At 63.9% G+C, this 24,036-nt stretch carries 24 protein-coding genes; 15 read left to right on the forward strand and 9 right to left on the reverse strand.

The window, feature by feature from the left end; all coding sequences use genetic code 11:
• Nucleotides 1–39 precede the first annotated feature (39 nt).
• Nucleotides 40–2,652, forward strand: coding sequence for a TonB-dependent receptor (locus EWM63_RS15235; RefSeq protein WP_130187290.1), 2,613 nt, complete (start codon nt 40–42; stop codon nt 2,650–2,652).
• A 285-nt stretch (nt 2,653–2,937) separates the two neighbouring features.
• Here the strand turns inward: EWM63_RS15235 and EWM63_RS15240 are convergent, their stop codons facing one another.
• Both EWM63_RS15240 and EWM63_RS15245 read right to left on the reverse strand, forming a co-directional pair.
• Nucleotides 2,938–3,540: a hypothetical protein gene (locus tag EWM63_RS15240; protein WP_130187291.1), complete on the reverse strand. Its 603-nt coding sequence runs from the start codon at nt 3,538–3,540 to the stop codon at nt 2,938–2,940.
• A 23-nt stretch (nt 3,541–3,563) separates the two neighbouring features.
• The gene (locus tag EWM63_RS15245; protein WP_130187292.1) at nt 3,564–4,163 is read right to left on the reverse strand and encodes a hypothetical protein; all 600 of its coding nucleotides are present in this window, start codon (nt 4,161–4,163) and stop codon (nt 3,564–3,566) included.
• 262 nt (nt 4,164–4,425) lie between these two features.
• Here EWM63_RS15245 and EWM63_RS15250 point away from each other — a divergent pair, with 262 nt between their 5' ends.
• Together EWM63_RS15250 and hrcA are read left to right on the forward strand one after the other, a co-directional pair.
• On the forward strand, nt 4,426–5,136 hold the full coding sequence (locus EWM63_RS15250) for an HAD family hydrolase (RefSeq protein WP_130187293.1): 711 nt from the start codon (nt 4,426–4,428) through the stop codon (nt 5,134–5,136).
• A gap of 54 nt (nt 5,137–5,190) precedes the next feature.
• Nucleotides 5,191–6,207: a heat-inducible transcriptional repressor HrcA gene (gene hrcA / locus EWM63_RS15255; RefSeq protein ID WP_130187294.1), complete on the forward strand. Its 1,017-nt coding sequence runs from the start codon at nt 5,191–5,193 to the stop codon at nt 6,205–6,207.
• 150 nt (nt 6,208–6,357) lie between these two features.
• On the opposite strand, the gene fur is transcribed toward hrcA, so the two are convergent.
• Nucleotides 6,358–6,786, reverse strand: a complete 429-nt coding sequence (gene fur / locus EWM63_RS15260; RefSeq protein WP_130187295.1) for a ferric iron uptake transcriptional regulator — start codon at nt 6,784–6,786, stop codon at nt 6,358–6,360.
• Between the two features lie 192 nt (nt 6,787–6,978).
• Here fur and EWM63_RS15265 point away from each other — a divergent pair, with 192 nt between their 5' ends.
• From EWM63_RS15265 to EWM63_RS15285, 5 genes are all read left to right on the forward strand, one after another.
• Nucleotides 6,979–7,557 carry an outer membrane protein assembly factor BamE gene (locus tag EWM63_RS15265; RefSeq protein ID WP_307720861.1) on the forward strand — a complete coding sequence of 193 codons (579 nt, stop codon included), beginning with the start codon at nt 6,979–6,981 and terminating at the stop codon, nt 7,555–7,557.
• A gap of 70 nt (nt 7,558–7,627) precedes the next feature.
• Nucleotides 7,628–8,437, forward strand: a complete 810-nt coding sequence (dapB, locus tag EWM63_RS15270; RefSeq protein ID WP_130187297.1) for a 4-hydroxy-tetrahydrodipicolinate reductase — start codon at nt 7,628–7,630, stop codon at nt 8,435–8,437.
• A 3-nt stretch (nt 8,438–8,440) separates the two neighbouring features.
• A complete protein-coding gene (locus EWM63_RS15275; protein WP_130187298.1) occupies nt 8,441–9,097 on the forward strand; it encodes a MotA/TolQ/ExbB proton channel family protein in 657 nt (218 codons plus the stop codon).
• 6 nt (nt 9,098–9,103) lie between these two features.
• Nucleotides 9,104–9,529, forward strand: a complete 426-nt coding sequence (locus EWM63_RS15280; RefSeq protein WP_130187299.1) for an ExbD/TolR family protein — start codon at nt 9,104–9,106, stop codon at nt 9,527–9,529.
• Nucleotides 9,526–9,852: a barstar family protein gene (locus EWM63_RS15285; RefSeq protein WP_130187300.1), complete on the forward strand. Its 327-nt coding sequence runs from the start codon at nt 9,526–9,528 to the stop codon at nt 9,850–9,852. The genes EWM63_RS15280 and EWM63_RS15285 overlap by 4 nt, the downstream gene beginning before the upstream one ends.
• Before the next feature lie 120 nt (nt 9,853–9,972).
• Here the strand turns inward: EWM63_RS15285 and map (EWM63_RS15290) are convergent, their stop codons facing one another.
• The 6 genes from map (EWM63_RS15290) to EWM63_RS15315 form a co-directional block, all read right to left on the reverse strand.
• Nucleotides 9,973–10,764: a type I methionyl aminopeptidase gene (map, locus tag EWM63_RS15290; protein ID WP_130187301.1), complete on the reverse strand. Its 792-nt coding sequence runs from the start codon at nt 10,762–10,764 to the stop codon at nt 9,973–9,975.
• Nucleotides 10,757–10,990, reverse strand: a complete 234-nt coding sequence (locus tag EWM63_RS15295; protein ID WP_130187302.1) for a ParD-like family protein — start codon at nt 10,988–10,990, stop codon at nt 10,757–10,759. Before EWM63_RS15295 ends, map (EWM63_RS15290) begins: the two co-directional genes overlap by 8 nt.
• Before the next feature lie 76 nt (nt 10,991–11,066).
• Nucleotides 11,067–11,843 (reverse strand): type I methionyl aminopeptidase, encoded by a 777-nt coding sequence (map, locus tag EWM63_RS15300; protein WP_130187303.1) that lies wholly within the window; start codon nt 11,841–11,843, stop codon nt 11,067–11,069.
• A 93-nt stretch (nt 11,844–11,936) separates the two neighbouring features.
• A complete protein-coding gene (locus tag EWM63_RS15305; RefSeq protein WP_130187304.1) occupies nt 11,937–12,302 on the reverse strand; it encodes a VOC family protein in 366 nt (121 codons plus the stop codon).
• Nucleotides 12,303–12,471: 169 nt separating this feature from the next.
• A complete protein-coding gene (locus tag EWM63_RS15310) occupies nt 12,472–14,373 on the reverse strand; it encodes an alpha/beta hydrolase family protein (protein ID WP_130187305.1) in 1,902 nt (633 codons plus the stop codon).
• 29 nt (nt 14,374–14,402) lie between these two features.
• Nucleotides 14,403–15,026: a helix-turn-helix transcriptional regulator gene (locus tag EWM63_RS15315; RefSeq protein WP_130187306.1), complete on the reverse strand. Its 624-nt coding sequence runs from the start codon at nt 15,024–15,026 to the stop codon at nt 14,403–14,405.
• A 105-nt stretch (nt 15,027–15,131) separates the two neighbouring features.
• Here EWM63_RS15315 and leuS point away from each other — a divergent pair, with 105 nt between their 5' ends.
• From leuS to EWM63_RS15350, 7 genes are all read left to right on the forward strand, one after another.
• Complete coding sequence (leuS, locus tag EWM63_RS15320; RefSeq protein WP_130187307.1) at nt 15,132–17,774, forward strand: leucine--tRNA ligase; 2,643 nt, start codon at nt 15,132–15,134, stop codon at nt 17,772–17,774.
• Nucleotides 17,775–17,779: 5 nt separating this feature from the next.
• Complete coding sequence (locus EWM63_RS32930) at nt 17,780–18,496, forward strand: LPS-assembly lipoprotein LptE (RefSeq protein WP_130187308.1); 717 nt, start codon at nt 17,780–17,782, stop codon at nt 18,494–18,496.
• Between the two features lies 1 nt (nt 18,497).
• Complete coding sequence (holA, locus tag EWM63_RS15330) at nt 18,498–19,514, forward strand: DNA polymerase III subunit delta (protein ID WP_130187309.1); 1,017 nt, start codon at nt 18,498–18,500, stop codon at nt 19,512–19,514.
• A 15-nt stretch (nt 19,515–19,529) separates the two neighbouring features.
• Entirely contained in the window at nt 19,530–20,807 is a 1,278-nt protein-coding gene (locus EWM63_RS15335; protein WP_229487906.1) for a glutamate-5-semialdehyde dehydrogenase, read from the forward strand.
• A gap of 20 nt (nt 20,808–20,827) precedes the next feature.
• A complete protein-coding gene (locus tag EWM63_RS15340) occupies nt 20,828–21,256 on the forward strand; it encodes a CopD family protein (RefSeq protein WP_130187310.1) in 429 nt (142 codons plus the stop codon).
• Nucleotides 21,257–21,442: 186 nt separating this feature from the next.
• The gene (locus tag EWM63_RS15345; protein ID WP_371861227.1) at nt 21,443–22,696 is read left to right on the forward strand and encodes a THUMP domain-containing class I SAM-dependent RNA methyltransferase; all 1,254 of its coding nucleotides are present in this window, start codon (nt 21,443–21,445) and stop codon (nt 22,694–22,696) included.
• A gap of 49 nt (nt 22,697–22,745) precedes the next feature.
• Nucleotides 22,746–24,032 carry a multidrug effflux MFS transporter gene (locus EWM63_RS15350; RefSeq protein WP_130187311.1) on the forward strand — a complete coding sequence of 429 codons (1,287 nt, stop codon included), beginning with the start codon at nt 22,746–22,748 and terminating at the stop codon, nt 24,030–24,032.
• Nucleotides 24,033–24,036: the final 4 nt, after the last annotated feature.

Raw genomic sequence — 24,036 nt, forward strand, 5'->3', positions numbered from 1 at the left:
GCCGACGGCCACTTTGGATAAAAATCACACGGAGACCCCATGAAGCCCACCCCCATCAGCGCACTGGTACGCGCGCTGTTTTTCGTTCCTGCGCTCTTTCCCGCCGCAGCGCTTGCCCAGCAAGCCGCCCAGCAACCGGAAGCCCCTGTGGCCGGCGATACCGCCGTGCAGCAGGTAACGGTGACCGGTATCCGCGCCTCGGTGCGCAGCGCGCTGTCCGTCAAGGAAAACTCGAACAGCATCGTCGAAGTCGTGTCGTCGGAAGACATCGGCAAGCTGCCCGATACGACGATCGCCGAATCGCTGGCCCGGCTGCCGGGCCTGGCCGCAGGCCTGGACCGCGGCAACGCCAGCCAGATCGTGGCGCGGGGCATGGGCGAGCGCTTCATCGGGGCCACGCTGAACGGGCGCGAACTGGCGTCGTCCGAGCCGAACCGCGCGGTGCGGTTCGAGCAGTTCCCGTCCGAGTCGCTGTCCGGCGCAGTGGTCTACAAGACGCAGAACGCCGACCTGGTCGAAGGTGGCGTCGCCACGTCGATCGACCTGCAGACGGTGCAGCCGCTGAAGTACAAGGGCCGCCAGATTTCCGTCAAGGCCGATGCGCTGTACTACCCGCTGGCCAACGACGTCGACGCGAAGGCGTGGCGGCCGCGCCTGGGCGGCATCTACATCGACCAGCTGGCCGGCGGCAGCGTCGGCGTGGCGCTGGCGGCCAGCTACCAGAAGCAGCCATCGATCGAGAAGCGCAAGAACCACTGGGGCTTCAACGAAAACAATTCGGTGGACATGACCGGCGACGGCCGCGTCGACAAGACCCCGTGGGGCTTCGAGGACGAGGTCAAGCGCGGCACCAACGAGCGCGCCAGCGTGCTGGGCAAGGTTGAATGGAAACTGAGCCCGGATGCGCAGATCACGGCGGACTTGTATTACGCGAAAAACAAGATTTACGAACCGAGCGTGCAGCACTGGACGGGCGACATCGGCAACTGGGATGGCTGGCAGACGCCGAACTTCTCGAACCTCGACATCCGCGACGGCTACGTGGTGGGTGCCACCGTGCGCGACGTGACGGTGTCGACGCACAGCACGCGCTGGTTCCAGAACATGAGCAACTTCGCCGGTGGCCTGAACGGCAAGTTCAACGTGGGCGAGTGGAAGATCGATGCCGACGTGGCCACCTCCCGCGCCGATCGCGACAGCCAGTGGGCCGACGTGCGCCAGACCAGCGCGCCCGGCACGCTGAGCTGGGCGTTCACCGGCAATGATCACCAGTCTTACTCGTTCACGCAGGATACCGGCAATCCGGCGATTTTCGGTGCGCCGGCACTGTACATCGATGCCGATGGCCACGTCGACGACAAGCTGAACTCGGCCCAGCTGTCGGCCTGGCGCCCGGTCGAACTGGGCCCGGTCAGCCGCATCAAGTTCGGCGCGCGGTTCTCCGACCGCGACAAATCGTTCCACCAGACCACGTGGAACCTGGCCACAACGGCCACGTCGCTGCCTGCATCGGCGTTCGAGACGATCCGCTCGGACGGTTATTTCCCGGCGCTGATGCTGAACGACTTCAACGGCACCGTGGGTTCGCTGTTCGGTGCCGGCGCGCTGTCGCCGGATGGCCGCACGCAGACGACCACCGACCTGCTGGCTGGCTGGCGCGTGAAGGAGCGCACGAGCGCCGTGTATGCGCAGGGCGACCTGGAAGGCGAGATGCTCGGCCTGAAATACCGCGGCAACGTGGGCTTGCGCGTGGTGCACACGAAGCAGACCGGCTACGGCATGGAGTCGCGCAATGGCGCCGCACCGACGGCGACGGAAGGGGGCGCGTCGTACACGAAGGCGCTGCCGAGCGCCAACCTGATCCTGAACCTGGATGAGGCGCAGGAACACCAGCTGCGCTTCTCGCTGGCCCGCGCCATGTCGCGCGCGCCGATGGATGAAATGCGCGCATCGCGCCAGCTGGCCATCGATACGGGATCGAGCCAGCCCGCCACGGGCAGCGCCGGCAACCCGGCCTTGCTGCCAATGATGGCGAACCAGGCCGACCTGTCGTACCAGTGGTATTTCGACCAGGGCGGGCTGCTGTCGGCCGGCATGTTCTACAAGAAGGTGGGCAGCTACATCGGCATCACCAGCGATACCACGACGATCGACGGCCGGCCGGCCACGCTCACACGCTCGATCAACGGTGAGGGCGGCTATGTGCGCGGCCTGGAGTTCGCCTACCAGCAGGCGTTCACGATGCTGCCCGCGCCGTTCGACGGCCTGGGCATGGCGGCGAACTTCTCGTACAACGAAAGCAGCATCCGGGAATTCACCGGCGACTTACCGATGGTGGGCCTGATGCGGCGTAATGGCGGGGTCACGCTGTGGTACGAGAAAAACGGCTTCGAGGCGCGGTTGCAGGCGAACTACCACAGCCCGTTCGTGCGCATGCCACGCTGGACGGCCGGCTACCTGGTGGAAAACGACGAGGAAACGTACGTCTCGGCCAACATCTCGAAATACCTCACGCCGCAGCTGCAGCTGCACGTGGGCCTGGACAACATCACGAACCAGCGGGTGATCCACAAGCAGGCCGGCAACCCGTACATCCAGAACGTGATGGAATACGGCCGCCGCTACAACATCGGGCTGGCGTACAAGTTCTGATCGCTAGCTGACCGCGAAAGCCGCCGGCGCCGCAAGGCCCCGGCGGCTTTTTAACGACCACGAGGATTGCAAAAAAACCGGTGACAGACACCGGTATCGTGGTATTTCCTGAAACCGGGGTCTGACCCCGGTTTCAGGAAATATTGCGAGCAAAAAAAAGCCGGCTCTGGGAGCCGGCTGAATCCATTTCTCAGAAAGAAGTGGAGGAGACGGGAGTGATTATGATGCGCTGCCGCATATTGATCCAATTTATCTTCATGATTCCCATCATTCCACTTGTGAATATCACGGATTCTTGACGCAGTTGACGACCGCATCGGCGCGATCGGCGTCGCCCATGATGCCGGAGCCGTTCGTGATCGTGCAGGTCTGGTTGAGCGGCTGCTGGAAGATCGTGATGCCGTAGGCCGTGCCGACCGGGATGCTCCCGAAGCTTGCCACGGGTGAGGCGGCCGTCACTTCAACCACACTGGAGCCATTGATCAGCTGTAGCCGGGCGTCGGTGGCAGCCGCCTCCGTGAGACCCTTGACCGTGACCCCGACCGCGTACTTGTTCTGCTGGCAGCGCAGGGCGATGTTGATCGACTCGTTGCGGCCGGCGGTGCCTGGCGTGCTCGTTGGATCGCACGTCATGTGCTGCGGCTGGGTCTTGACCACGACATTGAAGGCATTGCCGTATTCGATCGTTTTCGGGAAGCTGAACCGGGTGGTGCCGACGGGGACGGCGATCTCGTCGTCGCCGTTGGCCAATACCAGGCCCGGGTTGCTCAACGGCTCGAGGTTGCCGTTCGCGTCATAGAAACCACCGTTGATCGTGAATTCCGACTTGCCGCCGCATGCGGCCAGCGCCAGTGCCAGCACCGCCATGCCGATAGTATTTGCTTTCATTACATTCTCCAGGAAGGCGGTGTTCAGGACGCGCGCGGAACGCACGAAACCGCGAGGTTCAGCCGGTCGCCCGACGGCATGGTGCCGGTGGGGTTCTCCACGGTGCAGGTCAGGCCTTCGGGCTGCTGCAGCACGGTCACGCCATAGGCGAAGCCGTCGTACACCGAGCCGGGGAACTCGAAGCTCGAGCCGGTTTCCGGGCGGATCGTCACGGTATTGCTGCCCAAGGTCAGCACCAGCTGGTCCTGCGTCAGGCCGGTCACGGTGCCGCCCAGCTTGTAGCTGTTGGTCACGCACGTGACGGACGTGCGCAGCGCAGTGTAGTAGTTGGCCTTGATGTTGGTGGAGGTCGCCTTGTCCACCGAGCACACCGTGGCGGTAGCGTCCGTCACGATCTCGATATTGATCGTGGAATCTTCCGCGATCAGGTTCGGGAAATACACCTCGTTCGCCCCGGCGGGCACGGACACGGTCTGGTCGCCGTTCTTCAGGACCAGGCCCGGCTTGAGCAGGCCTTGGACGCCCACCCTCAGGGTCAGGTTGCCGTTGTCGCTGCCGCCGCAGCCGGCCAGCAGCGCAGCGCACAACGCGCCGGCGGTTGCGCACGCATACATACTCTTCATAACAATAACAATCTCCAAATTGATCGGGGCGAATGCCGGACGGCGCTGGGCCGGAAGCGGTGCGTTGCCGTCCGTAAGCGGCGGCTGAGCCGGAAACGGGCCTTATTTTAGTGCATTTGGCAAGGCCTGGTTCGCTAAATGCTTGTAACGACATGTGTCTTTCCAAGGTTTCACGGCACGCGCCCGATGGTGCAGGGCGACTGCCGCCCCGGCAGCCAGCAGCGCTTGCGTCTTCCGGGCCGGGCCATGCGACAATGGCAGCATGAACGACATTGCCCGACCCAAAGCCATTCTGTTCGACCTGGACGATACGCTGTGGCCGATCGGCCCCGTGATCGCCGAAGCGGAACGCGCGCTGCATGCGTGGCTGGCCGAACACGCGCCGAAAGTGGCGCAAACCTTCACGATCGAAGAATTGCGGGCACGCCGCATGGCGCTGCTGGCCGAAAAGCCGGAACACCACCTCGACCTGATCGGCCTGCGCCGCGCGGGGCTGGAAGCGGCGTTCCAGCACGTGGGCGAAGACCTGGCCCGGCTCGACGAAGCCATCAAGCTGTTCGCGGCCGCGCGCAACACCGTCGAGCTTTACCACGACGTGCTGCCCGGGCTGCAGCGCCTGGCGGAAAAAGTCACGCTGGGCTCGATCTCCAACGGCAATGCCGACCTTGAAGTCATCGGCCTCGCCCACCATTTCAAGGTATCGCTGGCGGCCAGCCGGTTCGGCAAGGCGAAACCCGATCCAGAAATCTTCCTGGCGGCATGTGAAGCGCTCGGCGTGGCGCCGCATGAAACCGTGTACGTGGGCGACGACCTGCGCCTGGACGTGGAAGGGGCGCAAAAGGCGGGCCTGAAAGCCGTGTGGATGAACCGCACCGGCAGCACGGCCCACCTGGAAGCGGGCATCGTGCCCGACGCGATTTGCCGCGACGTGGGCGAGCTGATTGCGTGGCTGGAACAACAGTTAGCCGATTGAATTCCTGGTGCGCTCCCGGCGGTGCATAATGACTGCTTAGCCTGTGAACCGATCATGCAACTCGATACCCGTGCCCAAACCCTGCTCAAAGCCCTCGTAGAGCGCTATATTGCCGACGGCCAGCCCGTCGGCTCGCGCGCGCTGTCGAAGATTTCCGGCCTTGACCTGTCGCCGGCCACGATCCGCAACATCATGGCCGATCTCGAAGAACTCGGTTATGTCTCGAGCCCCCACACGTCGGCCGGCCGCGTGCCCACGCCGCGTGGCTACCGCATTTTCGTCGACACGCTGCTGACCGTGCAGCCAATGGATGAAAGTGCCGTCGAATCGCGGCTGCGCCCGCAGGCGCATCCGCCGCAAAAGCTGATCGCCAACGCGGCGCAGATGCTGTCGTCGCTGTCGCAGTTCGCCGGCGTGGTCATGAGCCCGCGCCGCGAATCGGCGTTCCGGCAGATCGAATTCCTGCGCCTGGGCGAAAAGCGGATCCTGCTGGTGATCGTTGCCCCCGGTGGCGACGTGCAGAACCGCCTGCTGCTGACGGACGTCGATTACACCCCGTCCCAGTTGCAGCAATCGGCCAACTTCATCAACCAGCACTACAGCGGCCTGGCGTTCGACGAAGTGCGCACCCGCATGCAGGGTGAACTGCGCCAGCTGCGCGACGACATGGGCCGCCTGATGCAGGCCGCCGTGGAGGCGGGCACCGAGGCAATGGCCGATACGGGCGATGACATGGTGATTTCCGGCGAGCGCAACCTGCTGTCGGTGAGCGACCTGTCCTCGAACATGACGTCGCTGCGCCAGATGTTCGACATGTTCGAGCAGAAAACGGGGCTGATGCAATTGCTCGACGTGTCGTCGAAGGCGTCCGGCGTGCAGATCTTCATCGGCGGCGAATCGAACCTCGTGCCGCTGGACGACATGAGCGTCGTCACCGCGCCCTACGAGGTGAACGGCAGGATCGTCGGCACGCTCGGCGTGATCGGCCCCACGCGCATGGCCTACGAGCGCGTGATCCCGATCGTGGACATCACGTCGCGCCTGCTATCGAACGCGCTCAGCCACGGCTGAATGTTGCTCGTAAAATGGGGTACGTCCCCATTTTACGAGCAACATTTCCGGAAAGTGGGGACGTACCGCTTCGGCGGACCGCCCATTTTTCAAGCAACATTGCAAATAAAAAACGGCCTGTGAAGGCCGTTTTTACTTGTATTCAAGCGTTCAATGCCGGTGCGGGCAGTTGTCCTTGATGCAACTGCCATAGATCGCCAGCGCATGCTCGGCGATCTTGAAGCCGCGTTCGACGGCGATGCGCTGCTGGCGGGCTTCGATTTCCTCGTCGACGAATTCCTCCACGCGGCCGCAATCGAGGCACACGAGGTGGTCGTGGTGGGAACCCTGGTTCAGTTCGAAGATCGCCTTGCCGCTTTCGAAGTGATTGCGGTTCAACAGGCCAGCCTGTTCGAACTGCGTCAGCACGCGGTAAACGGTGGCGAGACCGACGTCCATATTGTCGGCCAGGAGGATCTTGTAGACATCTTCGGCCGTCAGGTGACGCACGGAACTGTTCTGGAAGATGTCGAGAATCTTCAGGCGCGGCAGGGTGGCCTTCAGGCCGCTGGCCTTCAGGTCGGTTGGGCTGTTACTCATGTTCGGTAGTCGGTTTTTGCTGGAGTGCTTTATGATATAGCGTTTCGGCACTTCCGCTCAATCGATTTGAGGTCACTTATGCGCGTCACCCAAGCGTCACCGTCGTCCGTCCTGCCTGCTGCCCCGTTCGCGGTCTTGCCAGTAATGAAACCGCGGACATCCCGCCTGCCCCTGCTTGCGGCGGCGGCCTGCGTGGCAGTCGCACTGGGTGGCTGCGCCGGCAAGACCGTGCTGGGGCCGAAGGAAGGCGCGCAGGTGGCGCAGCAGGCCAACCCGGTCGTCGACCCGGCGCAGGGCGCCGTCACCACGAAGGCATCGCAGATCCAGCGCTTCATGTGGTTCTTCTCGCCATATCGCCCGGATATTCAGCAAGGCAACTTCGTATCGAAGGAAATGCTCGCTCAACTGAAAACCGGCATGACGCGCGACCAGGTGCGCTTCATCATGGGTTCGCCGCTGCTGAACGATATCTTCCACGAGAACCGCTGGGACTACCCGTTCCGCTTCGCGCGCGGCGACGGCGAGCTGACCACGAGCAGCGTCGTCGTGTACTTCGACAAGGAAGGCAAGGTCGAGCGCTTCGAAGGCGGCGAACTGCCCACCGAGCGTGAATACATTGCCCGCATCGCCGGCCCGATCCGCCAGTTCAAGAAGGACGAAAAGCGCAACAGCGAAAACCAGCCGGCCGCGCAGCGCGCGCCACTGCCGAGCGGGCAGGATGCCGGCAACCGCAATCCGGTCGAGGTCACCACGTCGCCAGGCGGGCAGTAAGCACCAATAAGCGCCAATTAGCGCCAACAAGCAGTCGATTACATCACAAGAACAACATCAGGAACTACACATGAGCACTCTGAACATCGCCATCGCCGGCGCCGGCGGCCGCATGGGCCGCATGCTGGTGGAAGCCGTACTGAACGCGGATGACCTGCGCCTGTCCGGCGCCCTCGGCATCGCCGGCAGCGACGGCCTCGGCCAGGATGCCGGCGCGTTTCTCGGCAAGGCATCCGGTGCGATCGTCACGTCCGACCTGGCCGAAGGCCTGAAGGGTGCCGACGTGCTGATCGACTTCACCCGCCCCGAAGGCACGCTGCAGCACGCCGAATACTGCGCCGCGCACGGCATCAAGCTGGTGATCGGCACCACCGGTTTCGACGATGCGGGCAAGGCCGCGCTGAAGGCCGCCGCCGAAAAAACGGCCATCGTGTTCGCGCCGAACATGAGCGTGGGTGTGAACGTCACGCTCAAGCTGCTGGAGCTGGCCGCGAAAAGCCTGTCCACCGGCTACGACATCGAGATCATCGAAGCGCACCACCGCCACAAGGTCGATGCGCCGTCCGGTACCGCGCTGAAGATGGGCGAAGTGATCGCCGACGCGCTGGGCCGCGACCTGAAGGAATGCGCCGTGTACGGCCGCGAAGGCGTGACGGGCGAGCGCGATCCGTCGACGATCGGCTTTGCCACGATCCGCGGCGGCGACATCATCGGCGACCACACAGTGCTGTTCGCCGGCACCGGCGAGCGCATCGAGATCAGCCACAAGTCCAGCAGCCGCGCCGGCTATGCGCAAGGCTCCCTGCGGGCATCGCGCTTCCTGGCCGACAAGAGCACCGGCCTGTTCGACATGTACGACGTGCTGGGCCTGAACCAGTAAGACATGGAGCACTTTACGTTCGCCGGCTACTGGGAGCGGGGCGACGCGATCAGCCATGCTGTCGCGTACTTCCTGCTGGCCATGTCGCTGGCGAGCTGGTTCTTCATCCTGTCGAAAGGGCTGATGGCATGGCGCGTGCGCCGCAGCGCGCGCGTGGTGCAGCGCTTCTGGGATGCGCCCACGCTGGCCGATGGCGTGGCCGTCGTGTCGGCGGGCGATCCCGAAGGCATCTATCTCGCGCTCGCCGAGCAGGGCACCGTGGCGGCCCCCGCGGGCAAGGGCCATTCGCTCGGCACCTCGGTGGGCCGCTCCGAACAGGTCACGCGGCTGCTGCGCGATGCGATCCACCGTTCCACCGTGCGGCTCGAATCGGGCCTCACGCTGCTGGCGTCGATCGCTTCCACCGCGCCATTCGTGGGCCTGCTGGGTACCGTGTGGGGCATCTACCATGCGCTGGCCGCCGTGTCGTCGTCCGGCACCGTGGAGATCGACAAGGTGGCCGGCCCCGTTGGCGAAGCGCTGATCATGACCGGCGTGGGCCTGATGGTGGCGATTCCCGCCGTGCTGGCCTATAACGGTTTCAATCGCATCAACCGGCTCACGCTGTCCGAGCTCGACGCGTTCGCCCACGACCTGCACGCCTACCTGACGAAGGATTGAGCGACCATGGCATTTGGCGCGTTCAACCATCACCGGCAAAAGGAAGCGATGGCCGACATCAACGTGACGCCGATGGTGGACGTGATGCTGGTGCTGCTGGTGATCTTCATCCTGTCCGCGCCGATGTTCACGCATGCCGTGAAGCTCGACCTGCCGAAAGCGCAGGCTGCGAACGCGCCGCAGCCTGCCGATGCGGTGAAGATCTCGATCGATGCCGAAGGCACCGTGTACTGGAACGATGAGGTGGTAAAGCCCGCCGAACTGCAGCCGCGCCTGGCCTCGGCCGCGCGGCGCGAACCGCAACCCGAACTGCAATTGCGCGCCGACCGCGCCACCCGCTACGAAGCGGTGGCGCAACTGATGGCGGCGGCGCAGCAGGAAGGCTTGACGAAGCTGGTCTTCGTCACCGACCCGAAGGAAAAGAAACAATGACAACCATCACCCTGGATGGCGCGGCGATCCGCGACGAAGCGGCTTTTCATGCCGCCAGCCGCGCGGCATTCGGTTTCAACGACCACGTGGCACCCACGATGGATTCGTGGATCGATGCGCTTTCCTACCTGCGCGACGACGAGGGCATGACGAAGTTCCGGCTCAAGCCGAACGAGGTACTGGAAATCGTGGTCACGAACGCCGCCGCCATGAAGGCCGCGGTGCCCGACCTGCTGGAAGAAATCGCCTTCTGCATCGGCGGCATCAACGAGCGCTACGAGGATTACGGCGAGAAGCCGGCACTGAAGCTCGTATTGAAATAGAGGTGCAGGCCGGTCCAGGGCCTGGTGTCAGGGAGGAGTGATGGCTTGCACAGGGCCTGGTGTCAGACACCTTTTCGCTTGCGAAAAGGTGTCTGACACCGGTTCTCCCCAGAAGCACAGTTATTGCGCCTTTTCCCCCGGCGCCAGCGTCAGCACATCGAACCCGGTCGCCGTCACGGCCACCATGTGCTCCCACTGCGCGGACAGCGACCTGTCCGCCGTCACCACGGTCCAGCCATCCGGCAGCGAGCGCGTCTGGTGCTTGCCGGCGTTGATCATCGGCTCGATCGTGAAGATCATGCCCGGCTCCAGCGTGAGACCGAGGCCGGGGCGGCCATAATGCAGCACCTGCGGGTCTTCGTGGTACACCATGCCGATGCCGTGGCCGCAGTAGTCGCGCACGACGGAGAAGCCGGCATTCTCGGCCAGCGACTGGATCGCATGGCCGACGTCGCCCAGCGTGGCACCCGGTCTTACGGCGCGGATACCGGCCCACATGGCGTCATACGTCACTTCGCAAAGCTTGCGCGCGGCCTTGCCCACGTTGCCCACGTAGTACATGCGGCTCGTGTCGCCGAACCAGCCATCCTTGATGACGGCCACGTCGATGTTGATGATGTCGCCATCCTTCAGCACCTTCTTCGGCGAGGGAATGCCGTGGCACACCACTTCGTTGACGGACGTGCACACCGTCTTCGTGAAGCCGGCATAGCCCACGTTGGCGGGAATGACCTGCAGCACATTGACGATGTACTCGTTGCACAGCTTGTCGAGATACTCGGTGGTGACGCCGGGTTGCACGTGCGGGCCGATCATGGTCAGCACGTCCGACGCCAGCTGGCCGGCGATGCGCGACAATTCGACCTGTTCGGGCGACTTGACGAGGATGGCGTTGCTGTTCTTCTTACGCATCGTGCAGCGCCTCCCCCTTCACGGGCGTCAGCCGCAGTGGCCCCTGGCCCGTCTCGCCGCGCAGCAGCAGCTGGCACAGTTCGCTGTAGTTCAGGTCGGGATTGGTTTCGGCCAGCAGGCCGATGCGCAGCCAGTGCTCGGCCTGCGCATTGATCGAGCGGCTCAGTGCGCCGCTCGCGATGCGCAGGTTTTCATGCATCTGGTCGGAGATTTTTACGATGCCCATGATGGTCTCACTAGTACAGATAAACGGTTTGTATATGAACCGTATATTAGCACAAGGCATCCCGCCGCGCTCCCCCTCAGGCTGCGTGCTCGCCCGGTGCCAGGGTGAGCACGTCGAATCCGCTCGGCGTCACCGCAACCATGTGTTCCCACTGGGCTGACAGCGAGCGGTCTTCCGTCACCACGGTCCAGCCATCGGCCAGCGTGCGCGTGGGGTAGTGGCCGGCATTGACCATCGGTTCGATCGTGAAGATCATGCCGGGCTGCAGCGTCAATCCTGTGCCGGGGCGGCCAAAGTGGCGCACCTGCAGATCTTCGTGGTACTCGGTGCCGATGCCATGGCCGCAGAAGTTGCGCACGACGGAGTAACCGGCGTTCTCGGCCAGTGACTGGATCGCGTGGCCCACGTCACCCAGCGTGGCACCCGGCCGCACGGCGCGGATGCCGGCCCACATGGCCTCATACGTCACTTCGCACAGCCGGCGTGCTGCCCGGCTGGGCTTGCCCACGTGGACCATGCGGCTCGTGTCGCCGAACCAGCCATCCTTGATGACGGCCACGTCGATGTTGACGATGTCGCCATCCTTCAGGATCGTCTTCGGCGACGGGATGCCATGGCAGACGACGTCGTTGACAGAGGTGAGGATGGTCTTTGTATAGCCGTGATAGCCCACGTTGGCCGGAATAACCTTCAGAACGTCGACGATGTACCGGTGGCACAGCTCATCCAGGTATGCGGTGCTGACCCCGGGCCTGACATGCGGGCCGATCATCGTCAGCACGTCCGCCGCCAACTGGCCGGCGGTACGCGATAGTTCGATCTGTTCCGCGGTCTTGATGTTTACGATGCCCATGATTTCCTTGATATACGATCCATATACGGATCGTATATTAGCATGGGCGGAGGCGGCGATTATACGTTTCGTATATCGAACGTATTGCCCAGGTCAGCGCACGGCCGCGGCATCGAAATGCGGGTTATGGATGAGGCCCAGCACATTGCCGAACGGGTCCGCCAGCTCGGCCACCTTGATGCCGTCGCCCACGTCCTGGATGGCCGAGTGGATTTCCGCGCCCAGCGCGGTGATTCGGCCTACCTCGGCTTCGATATCGTCCACGCCCCAGTAGACCAGCGTGCCCGTCTTGCCGGGTTGGCCGTCCGGCTGCAGGCCCAGTTCGAAGCCGCCGATATTGAAGCCCACGTGGAACGGCTGGTCGAAATAGGGCGCAGTGCCGAACACGTCGGTGTACCACGCCTTCGCCGCGGGCAGGTCCTTCACGGGGTAGATGGCGGTGCGCAAGCCCTTGATCATGATGTCCTCCTGTCGTTGTGATGGGAGCATCATGCCATTCGGGCGGGGTGCCGGATTGGAAAAATGGAAGGTGATCACGATGCCGCGATACCCCACATGGCGGCGATCGGAACCCTCGCCCCGGCGACGAACCGGTGGCCGGCGGAACCGCCGGCGCCGCGCCCTGCGTTCATCTGGTGCCGATGTGCCTTGCAAGGAAGTCTTCGATGCGCTGCCACAGGTCGATGCGATTTTTCCGGGTCTTCCAGTCATCGACCGTCGAGGTATATTCGAGCCACTCCGCCTGCGCATTCCCGGCCCTGGGCTCCTTGTAGAAGCGCAGCCCTTCCTTGTAACCCACGGCTTCGTCGCCGGTGCCGTAGGCCAGCAGTACAGGACGCGTGATGTTCTTCAGCTTTGCATCTTCCGGATTCTTTTCAAAGCTCGTCATGCCGGACCAGCTGATGCCGCACCGGAAGGTGTCCGCATCCCTGAGCAGGGCCATCATGGCTGCGTAGCCGCCATAGCCCGTTCCGGCGATGCATACCCGCGCCGGGTCCGTATAGCCGTTCGCCACTGCCCATTTGACTGCGTCGGCAATGTCATCCTGGACGGCGCGGCCCCATTGACCGATGCCTGCTTCGGCATGTGCGCGCCCAAACCCCTTCACGCCGCGCGGCTCGGGCTGCAGCACGGCATAGCCGCGCGAAGCGAGGAACTGCACTTCGGCATCCCACAGCCATTTGGCGCTGCGCCGCCGCGGCTCGGCGCCCACCAGCACCACGGTCGGCAGCCGCTTCTGCACTGCGCCTTTCGGCAGTGTCATGAAGACAGGGATCTGCCTGCCGTCGCGGGCCTTGTAGCGATCGAGCGTCATGTCGGCCATTCTTGCCGGGTCGATTTTCGGCGTGGCACCGCCCAGCAAAACCTGCTTCTTTGTATCGGTGTCGTAGAGCGTATAGGTGTGGTTGCGGATATCGGAATAACTGTCGACCACCACATAAGGCGTCTCGCTGGCGCGGCCACGCGAGATATTGTTCACCGTGCCAGGCAGCAGCGCGTCAACTTCCTGCTGGATCGCTTTCATTCGTTCGTCGTACCACACGGTGGCATCCGCATCGGTCGCGAACCGGAATCCCAGCAGTTTCGTGTCGCTGACGATGGCATCAGCAACGGTGTCGAAGCCGGGAGCGCTGACCAGCGGCGTTGCTTCCAGGGTGTTTTTTGCCAGGTCGAAGCGGTAGATGCCTGCTTCGTCGGTGCCGTTCCGCGCGCTGACATAGAGTGTGCCGTCCACGTACAGCAGCGGTTCGAAGCTCGAGGCATCGCGTTCGTCGCGGCTGTCGATCTGGCGCCAGTTGTCTTTGTCAGAGAAGAACGTCACGCTGCGGCCACCGCGCCGGGCGGTGGCAATGCGGGTCTTGCCGTCGGCATCGACCAGCCAGCCATAGGTGCCGAATGGCGCGTTGACCTTGCGGCGCAAGCGGGACCGGGTGTTGAGGTTCACCAGCGCCTCGGCGCCGTCGGTGACTTCGATCACCTGCATGGTTTCCTCTTTCGTGAAGGGGAAGCCATGGACGGTTGCCTGCGACACCCGGGCAGCGCCCCCATCTCCTTCCGCGAAGGAACGCTTGCCGACCAGGGTTTGCGACACCGCGGTCTGGCGCTTGCCGTCGCGGTCGATGGCGTACAGTCCGGGCTTGCCGATGTCCTTGCCGTGATCGACGTTAATGACGGTGAACGTCAGCCGCTGGTCGCTGAGCCAGCGAACCAGGTCGACATCGGCATTGCTGAAATTGGCGACCGCCGTCGATTTCTGCTCGTTGATGTCGTACACGATCAGCATGGTGCGGCCTTGCGGCGACAGCGTTCTGATGGCAACGAATCGTCCATTCGGCGACAACTGCGCGCCAGTGGTGTCTGGCCGCTGGAAGAAGCTCGAGGCCGGGATGGGGGCGGTGGTGTCGTCTGCCACTGCGATGGCCGGCAGGAGCAGGCTGCCGGCTATTGCCAGGGCACGCAAGGTTTCTTTCATTAATGCATAGTTGTAATTTGAAAAGAACTGAACGATAGCGCAGGTTGATGCTCTCACAAAATTTATGTGGCTAAATATTTAACTTTTCAACTTTTCAGCAACGCTTTGCCTGGCGCCATGTCGGCGAAGTCGCGGAAATCGCGGATCAGGTGCGACTGGTCGAAATAGCCGCACTCGGCGGCCAGCCCGGCCAGGTCGCCATCGCGGGAACGGTCGCGCAGCAGCGCGAGCGCCCGGCGAAAGCGGCAGATGCGGGCGAACAGTTTCGGCGTGATTCCCACCTGCTGGCGAAACCGCAGGGCCAGGTGCTGGCGCGAGACATGCAGCGTATCCGCCAGCGTTTCAACCGATACGGCGCCGTGCGCCGCCTCGATCGTCGCCACGGCGCGAACGCCCAGCGCCCCGGATCGCGCATCCTGTGCCATTGCCAGGCGCCGCAGCAATTCCCGCTCGACCAGCGCGATCCGCTGCCGATTGGTCAGTTCCTTTGCCCACAAGGCGTCGTCGAGCCGGTTCGCCACCGAAAGGCCCCACATGTCGGGTAATTCGGCCCGCCCATCGTCCTGCCACAGGATATCGATGCAATTGTCCGGCAGCACGCGGTGCAGGTGCGGCGCCGCGGCGGATACCGGTGCCGTCACGCGCGCCGTCCACAGGCATGCCACGTGTGCCCGCAAGGCCGGATGCGGCGGATACTCGCGGTAGATCATGGGGTTGCGCGGGCCGCGAACACGGCGATCGTGAACTTATGCACACTGGCCTTGTATAATGTCCGGTTCATATCCATTCACCGCTCTCCTCATTCTGCATCCATCATGCAAGACAAATATAGTCCCGCCGACGTTGAAAAAGCCGCGCAAGCGCACTGGAAAGCCATCGACGCCTATAAAGCCGTCGAAAACGACCCGCGTTTCCCGAAAGGCAAGTACTACGCCTGCTCGATGCTGCCTTACCCGTCCGGCAAGCTGCACATGGGCCACGTGCGCAACTATACGATCAACGATGTGATGTACCGCTACCTGCGGATGAACGGCTACAACGTGCTCATGCCGATGGGCTGGGATGCGTTCGGCATGCCGGCCGAAAACGCGGCCATGGCGAACAACGTGCCGCCGGCGCAATGGACATATTCGAACATCGCCCACATGCGCTCGCAGATGGAAATGATGGGCCTGGCCATCGACTGGTCGCGTGAAATGACGGCCTGCAAGCCCGAATACTACAAGTGGAACCAGTGGATGTTCCTGAAGATGCTCGAGAAGGGCATCATCTACAAGAAGACCGGCACCGTGAACTGGGACCCGGTCGACCAGACCGTGCTGGCCAACGAGCAGGTGGTCGATGGCCGCGGCTGGCGTTCCGGCGCGCTGATCGAAAAGCGCGAGATCCCGATGTACTACGCGCGCATCACCGACTACGCCGAGGAGCTGCTCGACCACGTCGACAACAAGCTGGCGGGCTGGCCCGAGCGCGTGCGCATCATGCAGTCGAACTGGATCGGCAAGTCCACCGGCGTGCGTTTCGCGTTCCCGCACACGATCGCGGGTGACGACGGCCAGCTGATCGGCGACGGCAAGATGTACGTGTTCACCACGCGCCCGGACACAATCATTGGCGTCACCTTCTGCGCGGTCGCTGCCGAACACCCGCTGGCCAGTCATGCAGCAAAAAGCAACAGCGAACTCCAGGCCTTTATAGCGGAGTGCAAGATGGGTTCCGTGATCGAGGCCGACATGGCCACGATGGAAAAGAAGGGCATGCCCACGGGTCTGTTCGTCACGCACCCGATCACCAACGAGCAGATCGAAGTCTGGGTCGGCAACTACGTGCTGATCACCTACGGCGACGGCGCCGTGATGGGCGTGCCGGCGCACGACGAGCGCGATTTCGCGTTCGCCAACAAGTACAGCCTGCCCATCAAGCAGGTCATTACGACCGCGGACAATCACGAGTACTCGACCGCCGAATGGCAGGAATGGTATGGCGACAAGGCCATCTCCATCGTCACCAACTCCGGCAAGTACGACGGTCTGAAATACGCCGAAGCCGTCGATGCCGTGGCCGCCGACCTGGCCGCGCTGGGCCTGGGCGAAAAGAAAGTCACGTTCCGCCTGCGCGACTGGGGCATTTCGCGCCAGCGCTACTGGGGCACGCCGATCCCGATGATCAACTGCGCCGATTGCGGCGCGGTGCCGGTGCCGGAAAAGGACCTGCCGGTCGTGCTGCCCGAAGACTGCGTGCCGGACGGCACGGGCAACCCGCTGAACAAGCACGAAGCCTTCCTCAAGTGCGACTGCCCGCAGTGCGGCAAGCCGGCGCGCCGCGAGACGGACACGATGGACACGTTCGTCGATTCGAGCTGGTACTACATGAAATATACGTCGCCGGGTTCGGAGTCGATGGTCGATGCGCGCAACGACTACTGGATGCCGATGGACCAGTACATCGGCGGCATCGAGCACGCCGTGCTGCACCTGCTGTACGCGCGCTTCTGGACGAAAGTCATGCGCGACCTGGGCCTCGTGAAATTCGACGAGCCGTTCGTCAACCTGCTGACCCAAGGCATGGTGCTGAACGAAACCTACTACCGTGAAGAAGAAAACGGCAAGAAGACGTGGTTCAACCCGGCCGACGTGGAACTGACCACCGACGACAAGGGCCGCCCGCTTTCCGCGCTGCTGAAGGCGGACGGCCAGCCGGTGTCGATCGGCGGCACGGAAAAGATGTCGAAGTCGAAGAACAACGGCATCGACCCGCAGGCGCAGATCGAGCAGTACGGCGCCGACACGGCCCGCCTGTTCACGATGTTCGCCTCGCCGCCGGAACAGACGCTGGAATGGTCGGGTAGCGGCGTGGAAGGCGCGAACCGCTTCCTGCGCCGCGTCTGGGCGTATGCGTACGCGCAGAAGGATCGCGTGGCCGCCGCCAATGCCGTGCTGACCGCAACGGCCACGACGGACGCCGGCAAGACGCTGCGCCGCGAACTGCACAAGGTGCTGCAGCAGGCCGACTACGACCTGAAGCGCATCCAGTACAACACCGTGGTGTCGGCCTGCATGAAGATGCTGAACACGCTGGAATCCGCGAAGCTGGACGATTCCGCTGAATCGTCGGCCGTGATCTCGGAAGGCCTGTCGATCTTCCTGCGCCTGCTGAACCCCGTGGCGCCGCACATCACGCACGCGCTGTGGGCGGAACTGGGCTATGCGGCCGCCGGCAAGGACATCCTCGACGCGGCCTGGCCGCAGGTCGACCCGGCCGCGCTGGAACAGTCCGAGATCGAGATGATGATCCAGGTGAACGGCAAGCTGCGCGGGTCCGTGAAGGTGCCGAAGGGCGCCGACAAGGCCGCCATCGAAGCCGCCGCGCTGGCCGAGGAAAGCGTGCAGAAGTTCATCGAAGGCACGCCGAAGAAGGTCATCGTGGTGCCGGGCAAGCTGGTCAACATCGTGGTGTAAAGCATATGACGACTCTGAAAGGTCTTATCCGTAATACCGTGCTGGTCGCCGCGCTGGCCGGCACAGGGTTGTCAATGAGCGGCTGCGGCTTCCACCTGCGCGGCTCGGGCGGCAACTACACGCTGCCGTTCGCGTCGATGTATGTGGGCCTGCCGGAGTCGTCGCCGCTGGCCATCGACCTGAAGCGCAATATCCGCGTCAACGGCAATACCGTGGTGTCCAGCGATCCGCAAACGGCCGACGCGACCATCGAGGTGATCACCGACCCGGAAAAGACGCGCAGCAAGTCGATCCTGTCGCTGAACAGCGCCGGCCGCGTCAGCGAATACCTGCTGGCCTATAACATCGTGTTCCGCGTGAAGGACAAGGCTGGCCGCGAACTGCTGGGCCCCACGCAGATCACGCTGACCCGCCCGATCACGTTCAGCGAAACGCAGCTGCTGGCGAAGGAGCAGGAAGAAGCGCAGCTGTACCGCGACATGCAGAAAGACCTGGTGCAGCAGATGATGCGCCGCATGGCGGCGATCAAGCCGTCGAGCCCGAATGCCACGCCAACGAGCACCGTCAGCCCGCTGACCTTGCCGGGTGTGGTGTCGCCGGGATCGGTGGCCATGCCGGGCACCACGTCCACGGCACCGACGACAGTACAGCCATCGTCTGCGCCGGCGGAGAAGGCGACGGAACCCGTCACCGAGCCGGCACTGCCGACGCGCCAGGAATAGCATGCAACTGCGGGCTGACGCGCTGGACGGCCACCTGGCCAAGTCCCTGGCGCCGTTGTACGTGATCACGAGCGACGAGCACCTGCTGGCGCTCGAAGCGGCGGACAAGATCCGCCGCACCGCGCGCGCGCAGGGGTTCACCGAGCGCGACGTGCTCACGGTGGAACGCAGCTTCAAGTGGGGCGAGCTGCTGGCGGCCAACCAGGAACTCTCGCTGTTCGGCGACAAGAAACTGATCGAGCTGCGCATCCCCACCGGCAAGCCGGGCAAGGATGGCGGCGCCGCGCTGCAGGCTTACGTGAAGAACTTGTCGCCGGACAATCTCACCATGATCACGCTGCCCAAGCTCGACTGGCAGACCGCGAAGGCGGCATGGGTGACGGCGCTGCAGTCGGCGGCCATGTACATCGAAATCCCTAACGTGGAGCGCGCCCAGCTGCCGAACTGGATTTCGCTGCGCCTGTCCATGCAAGGGCAAAGCGCGGACCGGCAAAGCCTGGATTTCATCGCCGACCGCGTCGAGGGCAACCTGCTGGCGGCGCACCAGGAAATCCAGAAACTCGGCTTGCTGCACGAGCCGGGCAAGCTGACGTTCGAGCAGGTGCACGACGCCGTGCTGAACGTGGCGCGCTACGACGTGTTCAAGCTGTCGGAGGCCATGCTGGGCGGCGACGCGGCCCGGCTGGCGCGCATGCTGGAGGGCCTGAAAGGCGAGGGCGAGGCGCTGCCGCTGGTGCTGTGGGCCGTCTCGGAAGAAATCCGTACGCTGCTAAAATTGAAGGCAGGGATGGCGCAGGGCCGGCCGCTGTCGGCACTGCTGAAGGAATACCGTATCTGGGGGCCGCGCGAGCGGATGATGGAACCGGCATTGCGCCGCGTTTCGATGGCAACGCTGGAAGATGCGCTGCGGCAGGCCGCCCAGGTCGACAGGATGGTCAAGGGCTTGCGCGCCAAGGCGTATGCCGGTGACCAGTGGGACGCCATGCTGCAACTGGCGCTGAAGGTAGCACGAGGATAGTACGAGGATAAGCACATGAGCACCGACGTCAAAGAATACATGGAAGCGCTGGGCCAGCGTGCCCGCGCCGCCTCGCGCGCGATGGCGCGTGCCGACAGCGCCACCCGCAACAAGGCGCTGTCGCTGATCGCCGATGCGATCGAACGCGAAGCCGAAGCGCTGCGCGCCGCCAACCAGCAAGACCTGGAAGCGGCCCGCGCCAACGGCCTGGCGCCGGCGATGGTCGACCGCCTCACGCTGTCGGACAAGGCAATCGGCACGATGGTCGAGGGCCTGCGCCAGATCGTCGCGCTGCCGGATCCGGTGGGCGAGATCTCGAACATGAAAACGCGCCCGACCGGCATCCAGGTGGGGCAGATGCGCGTGCCGCTGGGCGTCATCGGCATCATCTATGAGGCGCGCCCGAACGTGACCGTGGATGCGGCCGGCCTGTGCATCAAGAGCGGCAACGCCACGATCCTGCGCGGCGGCTCCGAGGCGATCCACTGCAACCGCGCGCTGGCGAAGATCGTGAAGCAGGGCCTGATCGACGCCGGCCTGCCGGAAGACGGCGTTCAGGTGGTGGATACCACCGACCGCGCCGCCGTGGGCGCGCTGATCACGATGCCGCAGTACGTGGACGTGATCGTGCCGCGCGGCGGCAAGGGCCTGATCGCCCGCCTGATGGAAGAAGCCACCGTACCGATGATCAAGCACCTGGACGGTATCTGCCACGTGTACATCGACGCCAAGGCCGACCTGCGGAAGGCGCTGGACATCGGCTTCAACGCCAAGTGCCACCGCTACGGCACCTGCAACACGATGGAAACGCTGCTGGTCGAGCGCTCCATCGCTCCGGCCGTGCTGCCGGAACTGGCGCAGCGCTACCTGGCCGAAAACGTCGAACTGCGCGCCGATGACGAAGCGTTCGCGATCTTGTCGGCTGCACAGTATCCGCACCTGGCGCGAGCCACGGAACAGGACTGGGCCACCGAATACCTGGCGCCGATCCTGGCCGTGCGCGTCGTCGACGGCATCGATGCGGCGATGGACCACATCAACACCTGGTCGTCCAAGCATACCGAGGCGATCGTCACCGAGGACTACAGCGCCGCGATGCGGTTCCTGCGCGAAGTGGACAGCGCATCGGTGATGGTCAACGCGTCGACCCGCTTCGCGGACGGCTTCGAGTACGGGCTGGGTGCCGAGATCGGCATCTCGAACGACAAGTTGCACGCGCGCGGCCCGGTGGGGCTCGAAGGGTTGACGTCGCTGAAGTACGTGGTCTTTGGCCACGGCGAAATTCGCAAGTAACCTCAAACTCAAGGACTGCCATGCTGTGGGTTAAAGCGCTGCACATCGTCTTCATCACGTCCTGGTTCGCCGGGCTGTTCTACCTGCCGCGCATCTTCGTCAACCTGGCGCAGGAAACGCCGGGCCCGACGACCGAGCGCCTGCTGCTGATGGCCCGCAAGCTGTACCGGTTCATGACGATGCTGGCCGTGCCGGCCATCGTGTTCGGCCTGGTCCTCACGTGGCTGCAGTACCACTCGCCGGAAGGCATGAAGCTGCCCGGCTGGCTGCACGCGAAGCTGACCTTCGTCGTGCTGGCGCTGGGCTACCACCACGCCTGCGGCTCGCTGCTGAAGAAATTCGAGCGCGGCGTGAACAAGCGCGGCCACGTGTTCTACCGCTGGTTCAACGAAGTGCCCGTGCTGCTGCTGCTGGCCATCGTGATCCTGGTGGTCGTGAAGCCGTTTTAAAATCGACATCGCCGGCATGTGAAGCATCTGGTGTCAGACACTATTTTCCGCAGGAAAATAGTATCTGACACCGGTTTTCTTTGACGAAGCCGGTCAGTAAAAAACCGGTGTCAGACACCTTTTCCGGGTAAGTCATCCGGAAAAAATGTCAGACACCAAGCAACCCCAACGGACAAAGGTACACCGATGACCACTTCTTATTTCTGCCCATGCCCGCGCGGCATGGAAGCGGCGCTGGCCGAGGAACTCCTCGAGATCGCGCAAACCACGAAAAGCCCCACGCTGAAGGTGCACAACCAGGTGCCCGGTGGCGTGCACTGCTCGGGCGACCTGTATGACGCCTACCGCATCAACCTGCATTCGCGCATCGCCTCGCGCGTGCTGATGCGCATGGGCGTATGCCATTACCAGAACGAAAACGACATCTACGACCTCGTGCTCGCGCAGCCGTGGGAAGAATGGTTCGGCGTGGAGCACACGATCCGCGTGGACGTCACCGCGATCAAGTCGCCGCTGAAAAGCATCGAGTTCACCACGCTGAAGATCAAGGATGCCGTGTGCGACCGCTTCCGCGACATGTACAACAAGCGCCCTTCGGTCAACACGCGCGAGCCGGACATGCGCATTGCCGGCTTCCTCGACCAGCGCCAGTTCACCATCTATCTCGATACGTCCGGCGAGGCGCTGTTCAAGCGCGGCTGGCGCACCGAGACGGGCGATGCGCCGCTGCGCGAGAACCTGGCGGCGGGCCTGCTGCGCGTGTCCGGCTGGAAGCCGGGCATGCCGCTGTTCGACCCGATGTGCGGCTCGGGCACGATCCTGTGCGAAGCGGCGCAGATGGTGCAGGGCGTGCCGCCCGGCGCGCGCCGCCGCTTTGCCTTTGAAAACTTCCACGATTTCGATCCGGCGCCGTGGCAGGAGATGAAGGCGGCCATCAAGCCGAACCCGTTGCCCACGGAGCCGACGATCTTCGGCTCCGACATTTCCGGCGACATGGTGGCAATGACGCGACACAACCTGAAGAGTGCCGGTATCCTGTTCGAAGTACCGCTGAAGCAGATCGAGGCGCAGCAGGTGCAGGCGCCCGTGGCCATCGAAGCCGGCAGCCCGGCCATCCTGCTAACGAATCCACCGTATGGCGAGCGGATCGGCGTGCGGGGCGACAGCACGATGCCCGAAGATGAACTGGCGAAATCGTTCTATGCCGACCTGTCGAAGACGCTGAAGCAGCGCTTTGCCGGCTGGACGGCTTACCTGTTCACGGCCGACCTGAACCTGCCGAAGCTGCTGCGCCTGAAGGAATCGCGCAAGACGCCATTCTTCAACGGCGCGCTCGAATGCCGGCTGTTCCGCTTCGACATGGTGGCCGGCTTCAACCGGCGCGAAGAAGCGATTCCCGGTAAAGTCGTAAAACCCGACGAACCGAAAAGCGCAGAATGACGGGCGGCGATGGTGCCGGACCGCATTCGAGAACAACACAACGACCGACATGCTGCCCGACACCCCCGCCAACCTCCCACCCGACCCGGTCCCGCCCGCACCGCCGCGCAAGAAGCCGCACACCCGCCCGCTGAGCCATGCCGGCCTGGCCATGGTGCTGGCTGCGCTGTCGATGCTGGGGCCGTTCTGCATCGATGCCTACTTGCCCGCCTTCCCCGAGATCGGGCAGTCGCTGGGCGCCACCTCCATCGAGGTGCAGCAAAGCCTTACCGCCTACATGCTGGCCTTCGCGGGCATGGTGCTGTGGCACGGCGCGCTGTCCGATGCCTTCGGGCGCCGCAACGTGGTGCTCGTATCGCTGATCCTGTTCGCGATCGGCACGGTCGGCTGCGCCGCCGTCCACAGCGTGCAATACCTGTGGTTCTTCCGCATATTGCAGGGTGTATCGGCCGGCGCCGGCGTCGTGGTCGGGCGGGCGATCATCCGCGACCTGTACCACGATGCCGAGGCGGCCCGGCTGCTGTCGCTGGTCACGATGATTTTTGCCATCGCGCCCGCGCTGGCGCCGATCATGGGGGGCTTCATCGTCAAGTACTTCGACTGGCGCGCGATCTTCCTGGTGCTGTTCGTGTTTTCGATCGGGCTGTTCATCGTGTGCTGGCGCCGCCTGCCGGAAACGCTGCCGCTGCACAAGCGCCAGCCGTTCAACCCGCGCTTCCTGTGGGGCAGCTACAAGCAGATCCTCGGGTCCCCGCTGTTCCACCTGAAGTCCCTGATCGTGGCACTGAACTTCGCCGGCCTGTTCGTGTTCATCACGGCCGCGCCGGAATTCCTGCCGAAGCAGCTGCACCTGGGTCCGGACCAGTTCGGGTGGCTGTTCATTCCTTCCGTGTCCGGCATTTTTACCGGTGCGCTGTTCGCCAACCGGCTGGCCGGCAAGATCACGTTCGAACGCCAGATCGCCATCGGCTTCACGTTCCTGATCGCGGCTGCCGGCGTCAACGTGCTGTATCACATGTTCATGCCGCCATCGGTGCCGTGGAGCGTGCTGCCGCTGTTCTTCTACACGTTCGGCATGTCGGTGGTGGGGCCGGCCGCCACGCTGATGGCGCTGGACCTGTTCCCGCACATCCGCGGCACCGTGGCTTCCTGCCAGTCGTTTGAAACCACGCTGGCCGGCGCGATCGTGGCCGGCGTCGTGGCACCGGCGCTGGCCGGCTCGGTACTGTGGCTGGCCATCGGCCAGCTGGCGTTCACCGGATCGGCGCTGGCGTTGTGGCTGGTGGCGCGGGTAGTCCGTCGGACGCTCGTCCCCGCTGCTGTTGAGCAACAGTAACGGG

The sequence above is a fragment of the Pseudoduganella lutea genome, from assembly GCF_004209755.1.
GTDB classification, from domain to species: Bacteria; Pseudomonadota; Gammaproteobacteria; order Burkholderiales; family Burkholderiaceae_D; genus Rugamonas; species Rugamonas lutea.